Source organism: Oceanibaculum pacificum (assembly GCF_001618175.1).
GTDB lineage: Bacteria > Pseudomonadota > Alphaproteobacteria > Oceanibaculales > Oceanibaculaceae > Oceanibaculum > Oceanibaculum pacificum.
Genome location: NZ_LPXN01000014.1, coordinates 1 through 10,470, shown reverse-complemented (window position 1 = coordinate 10,470; position 10,470 = coordinate 1). Strand labels below are relative to the sequence as shown.

Here is a 10,470-nt window from a genome sequence, read left to right as displayed (position 1 = left end):
ATGCCCAGCGTCTCGCCGCGCGCCACGGAGAAGCTGATGCCGTCCACCGCGCGGAACACGCCCTCGCTGGAATGGAACTCCGTCACCAGGTCGCGAACGTCCAGCAGCTTTCCTGCGGGGGTGGCGCTATCGCTCATCAGGCGCTCTTGCTTACGGGCTGCGGGGTGGAGACGGCGGATTTTACCGGGAACACCATCGGCGACATATCCTCGACCTGGCGATGCGCCCAGTCGCGCTCCGACACGGTGGCGATGGTCTTGGCCTGGGCCTCGCGCAGCGTGTCGATGGCGGCCTCGACATCGATGGTCAGCACCTTGCCGTCGCTGACCACCTTCTGGCCATCGACATAGACATCCTTCACCGCGCGGTCGGAGGTGGAATAGATCAGGCTGCGCAACGGCTCGCGCAGCGGCTGCATGTAGGGGTGACTGAGGTCGACCAGCGAGAAATCGGCCTTGGCGCCGATGGCGACGCGGCCGACATCCGGCTTCTTCAGCGCCGTCGCCCCGCCAACCGTAGCGGCGGTGAACACTTCCTGCGTCGACGCGCCCTTGAAGTCGCCCTTCAGGATGCGTGCCGCCAGGCAGGCCATGCGCATCTCGTCGATCATATTGTGCGGGAACGTATCGGTGCCGAGGCCCAGATTGATGCCGGCCTCGACATAGCGATGCACCCAATGCAGCGCGATGCCCCGGCGCGAGAACACGGTCGGGCAATGCGCCACCGACGCGCCGGACTCGCGCAGCATGCCGAAATCGTCGGCATGCGGCCAATGCAGCCAGGGATGGTCGTTCAGGAAAATGCCGTGGCCGATGATCATCTGCGGCCCCAGCACGCCCAGCGAGTGCAGCCACTCGATCGGCGTCTTGCCATGGCGGCGGGTGATCTCGTTGAACTCCACCACGCTCTGCGCGGCGTGGAGCTGCACGGCGATGCCGCGCTCCTCGGCGGCGGCGTAGCTGTCCTGGATCAGCTCGGGCGTGCAGGTATCGATCTGCGACGGCCCCAGCATGCCGGAAATCCGGCCCGAGGGATGCTTGGCGGCGGCATCGACTACATCGAGCGCGCGCCGCATCGCCTGCTTGCCGGCCTCCACATCCCACTGATACTCGACTGAATGGCCGTCCTTCGTGGTCCAGGCGGCGGAGCGATACATCGGGCACAGCACGGCGCGGATGCCGGTCGAGGCCATGTCGTCGGCCCAGCCCTCGCGCGCGCCGGACAAATCGGCGATAGTGGTGACGCCGCTCTTCAGCAGCTCGCTCATCGCCACCAGCGTGGCGGCGCGGGCGGCGGCCGGGTCCAGGCGAAACACCGGCATGAATTCATACAGCGAGGATTGCCCCAGGCCGGGGCTGCCCAGCTCCTCCAGCAGGCCTTTATTGCCCGGCTCGGAGGAAGGGTGGGAATGGATGTTGACCAGGCCGGGCATGACCATCAGCCCGGCGCCGGCGATCTCCTTGTCGGCCGGGCCGGCATAGCCCTTGCCGACGAAGACGAACTCATTGCCGCGAAAGGCGACATCGGCGCCTTGCAGATAGGCATGGCTGCCGGCCGCCGCGTCCCAGGCGATCACATAGTCCGCGTTGCGGATCACCGTCGTCTGCATGGTCTTGCACCCTGAAGAATGAATGACTGCGAAATGTCCAAACGAATGGGAAAGCCGCCGGGCGGAAACACCCCGCCCGGCGGCCGGCCGATTATTTCAGGGCGAGGTCGATGCCCTTGTAGAAGCCGGCACCATAGATGCCGTGCGCGCGCACCGGCTGCAGCTTCGCGCCGGCGACGGTGAACAGCGGCTCATGGTACAACGGGATCATCAGCGCATTGTCCTGCACCTTGGCCAGCACCTTGCCGAAATTCTCCTTGCGGTCCTTGTCGGTCAGCGCGGCCGAGCCGGCTTCCAGCCAGGCGTCGGTCTCGGCGTCCTTCCAGTTGGCACGGTTCGGGGTCGGGATGTTGGCGGAGCGGAAATACAGGTTCATCGCGTCGCCGGTCGACACATAGGGGAACGACATGGTGTAGACGTCGAACTCCTGGGTCGCCAGCTTGCCCCACACCACGGTGGCGTCGAACAATTGCAGCTGCAGATCGATGCCGACCTTGCGCAGGTCGCTCTGCGCCGCCTCGACGATCTGCCGCCAAGTGCCGTCGTTGAAGCCATAGACCTGCAGTTCCAGCTTCTTGCCGTCCTTCACGCGGAACCCGTCGGGACCGACCTTCCAGCCGGCTTCTTCCAGCAGCGCCTGCGCCGCCTTCGGGTCGTAGCGGAACGGCTCTTCGCTGACCGCCTCGTTGAAGTCCAGCACATTGCGGTCGATGTAGGAGGTCGCCGGGGTGGCGTAGCCGAAGGTCACCGCGTCGGTGATGGCGGCAACGTCGATCGCCAGGTTCATCGCCTTGCGGACGCGCACATCCTGCATGAACTCACGGGTCACCTTCATGCCCATGAAGTAGGTCCAGTAATAGGCCTCGGCCTGGGTGACCGTCATCTTGTTGTTGGCCTTGAACTGGTCGATCGACCAGTAAGGCACATACTGGCTGGCATCGGCCTGGCCGGTCTGCAGGGAGGCGACGCGGGTGCTCTCCTCCGGCACGATCTTCCAGGTGATCTTGTCGACCTGGGGTTCCTTGTTCTTGTAGAAGTCCGGCCCCCAATTATAGCCCTTGTGCTTGGTCAGCACGGTCTGGTTGCGCGGCGCCCAGCTATCGAAGCAGAACGGGCCAGTGCCATCCAGCGCCTTCACGCCGAAATCGTCGCCAAGCTGCTTGGCCTGGTCGACATTGATGATGGTGTGGAAGTGCTGCGTCATCTGGAACAGCAGCTCGGAGTAGGGCTTGGTCAGCTCGTACTCGACCGTGTACTTGTCCTTGGCGCGGACTTCCTTCAGCGGGCCGGCGCGCCAGGTGACGACGCCCTTGGTGGCCGGATCGCGCCAGCGGGTGATGGTGTCCACCACATCCTGCGCGGTGAATTCCTTGCCGGAGCAGAATTTCACGCCTTCCTTCAGCTTGAAGGTGTAGAGCAGGCCGTCGTCGGAAACCGTCCAGCTCTTCGCCAGGCCCGGCTTCACGGTCTTCAGATCGTAGTCCAGCGCCACCAGCGTATCGCCGACCATGAACAGGATTTCCGCCGCCGAGCGCGCCGTGGAGCGGTGCGGGTCGTAACGGTCGGTGTCGATCGTGCGGATGATCGAGATTTCCTTCTGCGCCATCGCCGGGCTGGCGACCGCCGCCGTGGCGGCCAGCGCCGCGCCGGCCAGCAGCGTCAATGTCCTTATCGTCTTCATGTAGCCTCCTTGTTGGCCTTGCTCTAGCAGTTAGGGTTTCTGCCGCCTTATGCCGGCGGTTGTTCTTATTGCCGTAGCCGGGGGTCGAGCACGTCGCGCAGCGCGTCGCCCAGCACGTTGAACGCCAGCACGATCAGGAAGATCGCTACGCTGGGAATGGTTGAGACGTGCGGCGCGAAGAACAGGAAGTTGCGCCCTTCCGCCGCCATGGTGCCCAGTTCCGCGGTTGGCGGCTGCGCCCCCAGGCCGAGGAAGCTGAGCGCCGCCCCCAGCAGGATGGTCTGGCCGAATTGCAGGGTCAGATAGACGAAGATCGCCGACAGGCAGTTCAGCGTCAGATAGCGCCAGATCAGCGTCCAGTCCGACAGGCCGACGGCGCGGCCGGCCTCCATATATTCGTTCTGCATCACCACGGTGGCCGCACCGCGCGAGATGCGCGCCACGGTCGGCACGGCGGCGATGGACAAGGCGACAATCAGGCTGAAAGTGCCCGCCCCCAGCACGGCGGCAATCGCCAGGCCGAACAGAATCGACGGGAAGGACAGCAGCACGTCGACGACGCGCATGATGATGTTGTCCAGCTTCTTATAAAACGCCGCCAGAATGCCCAGCGTCGCGCCGATCAACCCGCCGAACAGCACGCCGCACAGGCCGATGACCAGCGTCGTACGAATGCCGAACAGCAGCCTGGTCACCATGTCGCGGCCCTGGGCGTCGGTGCCCAGCAGGAAATCCCCGCCGGGCGGCCGCAGACGAACGCGCATATTGGTGTTGTAGGGATCGTAGGGCGTGAGATACGGCGCGAAGATCGCCGCCAGCACGACCAGAATCAGGAAGATCGCCGCAATCACCGCCGGCTTGTCGCGCAGCAGCCGCTGAAGGGCGGATTTGCGCTTGATCGTGTCGCTTTGGGTGGCGGCAGCGGGTGCTAGCGTCTGGCTTGCATCGGTCATCGCCATTAATCCTATTTATGCCCGACCCGGGGGTCGAGATAGGCATAGAGCACGTCCACGATCAGGTTCACCGCCAGGAAGGCGACGGCCAGCATCAGGATTGCACCCTGGGCCAGCGGGAAGTCGCTGGAGACGATGGCGCCGACCGCCAGCCGGCCGACGCCGGGCCAGGCGAACATGGTCTCCGTCACCACGGCGCCGCCCAGCAGGAAGCCGATCTGCAGGCCGACCAGCGTGACGATGGGGATCAGCGCGTTGCGCAGCGCATGCTTCACCACCACGCGCTTTTCCGGCGCGCCCTTGGCCCTGGCGGTGCGCACGAAATCGGCGTTCAGCACCTCCAGCAGCGAGGTGCGGGTCATACGCGCCACCGGGCCGACGAAGACGCCGCCCAGCGTAATCGCCGGCAGGGCGATGAAGCGCAGCCCCTCCAGCGTCCAGAGCGGCCCGCCGCGCCCCTGAAAGGGCAGCAGCTCCATCTTGAAGCCGACATACTGGATCAGCATCAGGCCGAACCAGAAGATCGGCATGGACACGCCGGCGACCGAGAAGGCCATGATGATGCGGTCGGCGGTCCGGCCGCGCCGCACGGCGGCCAAGGTGCCCAGCGTGATGCCCAGCGGCACCGCCCAGATCAGGCTGGCGATCATCAGCTCCACGGTCGGGCCGATAGTGCTGATCAGCTCGTCGACCACGCTGGCATTGCTGATGATGGAATGCCCGAGATCAAGCTGGAGGACGCGAAAGATATACAGGCCGAACTGATACCACAGCGGCTCATTCAGGCCGAGCGCCTCGCGCAGCGCGGCGACATCGGCCTCGGTCGCGGTCGGGCCGGCCATGACGGTGGCCGGGTCGGTGGGCACGACCTGCAACAACATGAAGCCGACCAGCAAGACCCCGAACAGAACCGGGATCGAAATCAACAGGCGATGGGCGATATGCCGGGACATCGTGTCAGCCTCTCACAAGCCGGGCGGTCAATGCATCACCTCGCCTTTACGATCATGGACCAGGGCGCCATCAAGGATGGTCAGGTCGGCCACCGCCGGCAGGATATCGTCGGGGGCGACCGTGAACAGGTCGCGGTCGAACACGGCGATATCGGCCAGCATGCCCGGCGCCAGCGTGCCCTTCACCGTCTCCGAGAAGCTGCCATAGGCGCCGTTATACGTCATGGCGCTTATTGCCTGCTCGACGCTGATGCACTGGTCGACGCCCATCGGCGTGCCGCGGTCGGTCTTGCGGGTGACCATCTCGTAGAGATTTTTCATCGGGTTGAAGTCCGACACCGGCGTGTCGGAACTGGCGATGGGGTGCAGCCCGGCCTCGATCCAATCCTTCATCGGGTAGGAGGTCGCCGGCCGTTCCTCGCCCAGCACCTCGATATACAGGTCGCCGAACTCGTAGATGAAAATCGGCTGCGGCGCGGGGATCATGCCGAGACGCCGCATCGAGGATATCTGGTCCGGCGTGGTGAAGCCGCAATGCTCGACCCGGTGCCGGCGGCCGGCCACGGGCGTCTTCCGGTTCGCCGCCTCGACCGCGTTCACCGCCTGGTCGATGGCGGCGTCGCCGATGGCGTGGATCGAGAGTTGGTAGCCGAGGTCATTGTATTTCTCGACCCACTCGTTCAGCTCGCCATCGCTGTAGATGAAGATGCCGATGGAGCCGCAGGAGCATTTATAGGGGTGCCGCATGGCCGCCGTCTTGCCGCCGGCGCTGCCGTCGGTGAACAGCTTCACCGAGCCGACCTTCAGGAACTCGTCGCCCACGCCGGTCAGCAGACCTTGCGGAAAGGCCTTGTCCATCACGCCCGCCGGGCCGCCGGTCAGCGACATGTAGGTGCGCACCGGCAGACGGCGCTGCCGCCGGGCCTCCTGATAGGCCAGATAGTGATCGTAGCCCTGCACCAGCCCGACGCCGGCATCCATGACGCTGGTGATGCCATATTGCTGGAACACCTTGCCACCTTCCTCGATGCCCTGGATCAGACTTTCGATGGGCAGCGGCGGCATCGCCTTGGTCACCAGCTCCTGCGCGCGCTCCTGCATCAGGCCGGTCAGCCTGCCGTTCTGCGTCTCGATAAAGCCGCCGGTCGGCTGCGGCGTGCTCTCGTCGATGCCGGCCAGCTTCAGCGCCAGGGAGTTGGCGACGCCCATATGGCCGCAGGTGCGCTTGATATAGACCGGATTGTTCGGCGAGACCTTGTCCAGCTCCTCGCGAAACGGGTGACGCTTGATATCGAGGTGGAAATGGTCGTAGCGCCCGCCGAAGATCCACTCGCCCGGCTTCGCCTTATCGACGAAGGCCTTCACGCGGGCCAGCACCTCGTCCAGCGTCTTCACTTCGCGGGCCGAAAGGTCGACCTGGCGCAGCCCCATGCCGAAGGGCAGCAGATGCTGGTGGCCGTCATTGATGCCCGGCGTGGCGCAGCGCCCGGCAAGATCGATCACCTGGGTGCCTGGCCCGACCAGCGTATCGATCTCCGAACTCTTGCCCGCCGCCAGCACCCGGCCCTGCCAGACCGCCAGCGCCTCGACGAACCCTTCCTTCAAGCCCTGGAAAATACGGCCGTTCCTCAGAACGATATCGGCCTTCGGCAACGCCATCAACCTACCCTCTCCCTCATCGGCAATAGACGGGCCGACCGGCAACCGCGCCGGCTGGCCCGTCGCAAACGCGTAACGGCAACCTTAATCGCGGTAGCTCGAATCCTCGCGATCCAGCGTGCGCAGCAGGGCCTGCCAGGGGCGGTTCGCCCCTTTCTCGCCGCCGCGCTCGAACTGCTGGGCGGCATGCTCCGCCACCTCGGCGGGAACCATTTTCAGCTCACCGCCGCCGGCCATCGCCGCGACCTGCGCCTCGCAGGCCTTCTGCAGGTAGAACATGATGGTAAAGGCTTCGGCCACGCTGCGCCCGCAGGTCAGCAGGCCGTGGTTGCGCAGTATCATGGCGTAGGTATCGCCCAGATCGCCGACCAGCCGCTCGCGCTCGTCGAGATCGAGGGCAATGCCTTCGTAATCGTGATAGGAGAGCCGGCCATAGAAGCGCATGGCGTGCTGGCTGATCGGCAGCAGCCCCTGCTTCTGCGCCGCCACCGCCATGCCGGCCGCCGTATGGGTATGCAGCACGCACAGCGCATCCTCGCGCGCCGCGTGCACGGCGCTGTGGATGGTGAAGCCGGCCGGGTTGAAGCTGTAGGGCGTCTCCATGACGATCTGGCCGTCGAGATCGACCTTCACCAGGTTGGACGCCGTCACCTCGTCGAACATCAGCCCGTAGGGGTTGATCAGGAAATGATGCTCCGGTCCCGGCACGCGGGCGGAGATGTGGGTGTAGATCAGGTCGGTCCAGCCCATGCGCGCCACCAGGCGGTAGCAGGCGGCAAGGCCGACCCGCGCGGCCCACTCCTCGGCGCTGACCTGTTCGCGGACGGTACGCTGCTTCAACGGCGTCACGGCACCCGACATGAAACTCTCCGTTCTATCGCGCCCAAGTTAACGGCCTGCGGACCGCCTCTTGAACATCGGTTGTAAAGTCTGCATACAAGTGTGGCGCAGGGTTCCCCCGGAAGTCAATCGGCAGCTTCACCCAATCGCAGGTTGAATGGGCAACGCCAGCGTCCACAAGGCAAGCCGCGACCAGGCGGCGGAGGAATCGCACGATGAACAGCCTGTCTCCCACCGCGACCAGTTGCGGCGTCGCCGCCATTCGCCTGCTCGAAGCCTATGGCGTCGACCTAGTGTTCGGCATTCCCGGCGTGCACACGCTGGAACTCTATCGCGGCCTGGGCAATTCGCCTATCCGCCACGTCACTCCGCGCAACGAGATGGGCGGCGGCTTCATGGCCGACGGCTATGCCCGCGTCACCGGCAAGCCGGGCGTGTGCATCCTGACCACCGGCCCCGGCCTGACCAATGCGGCGACGCCGATCGGCCAGGCCTTCTCCGACAGCGTGCCGATGCTGGTCATCACCTCGGTCAATGCCCGCAGTGAACTGGGCATGGGGCGCGGCCGGCTGCACGAGATCACCAACCAGAGCAACGCCATCGCGCCGCTGGTGGCCTTCAGCCAGACCATCCTGGACCCAAGCGAGCTGCCCGAGGCGATGGCCCGCGCCTTCGCCGTGTTCAGCGGCGCGCGCCCGCGCCCGGTGCATATAGAAATACCCATCGACGTGCTGGAACTGCCGGCCGCCTTTCCGATCCGCGCCCGGCTGCCGCTCGCCCTGCCGGCCCCGAACCGCCAGGCCATCGCCGATGCCGCCGCCCTGCTGCGAACCGCCGGCAAGCCGCTGACCATCGTCGGCGGCGGCGCGCTGAAGGCCGGCGCACAGGTGACGGCGCTGGCGGAATGGCTGGGCGGGCCGGTCATCACCACCGTCGCCGCCAAGGGCGTATTGCGCGCCGACCATCCGCTGAGCCTGGGCAGCTCCATGCCCTCGCCCGCCACCAAGCAGGCCATCGCCGAGGCCGATCTGGTACTGGTCGTCGGCTCCGAATTGTCGGAGACGGACATCTGGGCCGAAAACAACCTCAGCTTCGGCGGCAAGCTGATCCGCATCGATATCGACGCCGCCAGCCTGACCCGCGACTATCACCCCGACGTGGCGATCCTGTCCGATGCCGGGGCGGCGCTGGACGCATTGCTGGCGGAGCTGGGCGCAGCCCCCGACCGTAGCGCCCGGCAGGCCCGCACGGCAGCCTTGCGGCAAGAGATCGAGACCGCCATCGCGCAGGATCGCACCGCCGTGAAGCGCAAGCATGTGAGGTTGCTGGAAGCGCTGCGCACGGCCCTGCCGGAAGATGGCGTGGTCTTCACCGACATGACGCAGATCGCCTATACCGGCAACCAGGCCTATCCCTGCTTCGCGCCCAGCACCTGGCACCATCCCAGCGGCTACGGCACGCTGGGCTTCGGCATGCCCGCCGCCATCGGCGCACAGCTCGGCAAGCCGGAAACGCCGGTGGTCGCGCTGGTCGGCGATGGCGGGCTGCTGTTCACCGTGCAGGAACTGATGACCGCGGTGGAAGAGCAGCTCGGCCTCGTCATCCTGATGTGGAACAATGACGGCTACGGCCAGATTCGCGACGGGCTGATCCAGCGCGGCGTGCCGGAGATCGGCGTCAATCTGCGCAACCCGGACCATATGGCCCTGGCCCGCGCCTTCGGCTGCGACGCCGTGCAGCCGGACAGCCTGGAAGCGCTGGTCGAGGCTGTCCGCGCCGCGCCGGCAAAGGACCGGCCGACCTTCATCCAGGTCCGTCAGGACGCCCCTTTCCTCGATTAGCCAACACCCTCAGATTCCTTGGTTTTCCGCCGCGTTTCCTTGACAGTTAACCAACCTCATACGACACTTGAACAAAGGTTGTAGGGGGTGGCGTTGGGGAATCGCATGCGCTGGACGGCGACACTGATGGGTGCGGCCCTGCTGGCAGGCTGCACGATGGCCGGGGATGGCTCCCCCACGGCCGGTCGTCCCGGCGCCGCTTTGCTTCCCCCCGCGCCGCTGCCCGAATATGCCCCCGGCGACACCTTCGTGTACCGCACGGCCGGCGGCCAGGTGCGCGAGCAGGTACTGGCGCTGACGCCGGAAACCGTCGCCTGGACCGACGATCAGGGACAAATATGGACCACCCGCTACGATGTGGTCTCGCCGATGATCTCCTGGGAGAAAGACCCGGAGCTGGGCCGCGGCCGGCAGAATGTCGTGCAGGGCGATCCGGCCGACCTGTTCCCGCTGCAAACCGGCCAGGAAGTCGCCTTCAAGGTCGAGGGTTCCAGCGAGAAATGGCCGAGCGGCTGGACCATGGAGCAGAATTGCAAGGTGATCGAGCAGGCCGCGATCACCGTCGAGGCCGGCGCCTTCAACACGTTCCAGATTTCCTGCCAGCGCGGCAATCATCTGGAAACGCTGTATTACTCGCCTGTAGTGCAGAATTACGTGCTCCGCGTGCGGGAGTTTCCGTTCGGCACCCAGCGCAAGGAACTGGCCTCCTACACCCACGCCTCCCTGCCGATGCAGCAGGCCGCCGAGCCCCCGGCCATGATGGCCCCCGCGCCGATGATGGCCGCTCCCGGCGCTATGGCCTTGTCCCCAGCCGAAATGCAGGCGCTGGCCACCCGGCTGGAAGTCGCCATCGCCCGGCTTGAACAATTGACCGGCGGCCGCCCACCGGCGGCGGCGGCCGCCGCTCCGCCGCGCCCCGCGCCACCGCCTGCCG

General features: G+C 65.9%; 8 protein-coding genes. 2 read left to right on the top strand and 6 right to left on the bottom strand.

From position 1 onward, the window contains the following. Positions 1 to 136: 136 nt before the first annotated feature. From AUP43_RS02005 to AUP43_RS01980, 6 genes are all read right to left on the bottom strand, one after another. Positions 137 to 1,609: an amidohydrolase family protein gene (locus tag AUP43_RS02005; protein ID WP_067551939.1), complete on the bottom strand. Its 1,473-nt coding sequence runs from the start codon at positions 1,607 to 1,609 to the stop codon at positions 137 to 139. 91 nt (positions 1,610 to 1,700) lie between these two features. After that, positions 1,701 to 3,290 (bottom strand): ABC transporter substrate-binding protein, encoded by a 1,590-nt coding sequence (locus AUP43_RS02000; RefSeq protein ID WP_067551936.1) that lies wholly within the window; start codon positions 3,288 to 3,290, stop codon positions 1,701 to 1,703. A 65-nt stretch (positions 3,291 to 3,355) separates the two neighbouring features. Then, positions 3,356 to 4,243: an ABC transporter permease gene (locus AUP43_RS01995; RefSeq protein ID WP_067551933.1), complete on the bottom strand. Its 888-nt coding sequence runs from the start codon at positions 4,241 to 4,243 to the stop codon at positions 3,356 to 3,358. Positions 4,244 to 4,254: 11 nt separating this feature from the next. Continuing rightward, positions 4,255 to 5,196 carry an ABC transporter permease gene (locus AUP43_RS01990; RefSeq protein ID WP_067551929.1) on the bottom strand — a complete coding sequence of 314 codons (942 nt, stop codon included), beginning with the start codon at positions 5,194 to 5,196 and terminating at the stop codon, positions 4,255 to 4,257. 27 nt (positions 5,197 to 5,223) lie between these two features. Beyond that, complete coding sequence (locus AUP43_RS01985; protein WP_067551924.1) at positions 5,224 to 6,855, bottom strand: amidohydrolase; 1,632 nt, start codon at positions 6,853 to 6,855, stop codon at positions 5,224 to 5,226. An 84-nt stretch (positions 6,856 to 6,939) separates the two neighbouring features. Next, entirely contained in the window at positions 6,940 to 7,716 is a 777-nt protein-coding gene (locus tag AUP43_RS01980) for a class II aldolase/adducin family protein (RefSeq protein ID WP_067551917.1), read from the bottom strand. A 194-nt stretch (positions 7,717 to 7,910) separates the two neighbouring features. Here AUP43_RS01980 and AUP43_RS01975 point away from each other — a divergent pair, with 194 nt between their 5' ends. Both AUP43_RS01975 and AUP43_RS01970 read left to right on the top strand, forming a co-directional pair. After that, on the top strand, positions 7,911 to 9,536 hold the full coding sequence (locus AUP43_RS01975) for a 5-guanidino-2-oxopentanoate decarboxylase (RefSeq protein WP_067551913.1): 1,626 nt from the start codon (positions 7,911 to 7,913) through the stop codon (positions 9,534 to 9,536). Between the two features lie 105 nt (positions 9,537 to 9,641). Beyond that, on the top strand, positions 9,642 to 10,470 hold an 829-nt coding region (locus AUP43_RS01970; protein ID WP_456093690.1), incomplete at its 3' end, for a hypothetical protein.

Excerpts from the sequence above, each read along its gene's own strand:
- AUP43_RS02005 (WP_067551939.1), bottom strand. The coding sequence starts at position 1,609 with ATGCAGACGACGGTGATCCGCAACGCGGACTATGTGATCGCCTGGGAC.
- AUP43_RS02000 (WP_067551936.1), bottom strand. The coding sequence starts at position 3,290 with ATGAAGACGATAAGGACATTGACGCTGCTGGCCGGCGCGGCGCTGGCC.
- AUP43_RS01995 (WP_067551933.1), bottom strand. The coding sequence starts at position 4,243 with ATGACCGATGCAAGCCAGACGCTAGCACCCGCTGCCGCCACCCAAAGC.
- AUP43_RS01990 (WP_067551929.1), bottom strand. The coding sequence starts at position 5,196 with ATGTCCCGGCATATCGCCCATCGCCTGTTGATTTCGATCCCGGTTCTG.
- AUP43_RS01985 (WP_067551924.1), bottom strand. The coding sequence starts at position 6,855 with ATGGCGTTGCCGAAGGCCGATATCGTTCTGAGGAACGGCCGTATTTTC.
- AUP43_RS01980 (WP_067551917.1), bottom strand. The coding sequence starts at position 7,716 with ATGTCGGGTGCCGTGACGCCGTTGAAGCAGCGTACCGTCCGCGAACAG.
- AUP43_RS01975 (WP_067551913.1), top strand. The coding sequence starts at position 7,911 with ATGAACAGCCTGTCTCCCACCGCGACCAGTTGCGGCGTCGCCGCCATT.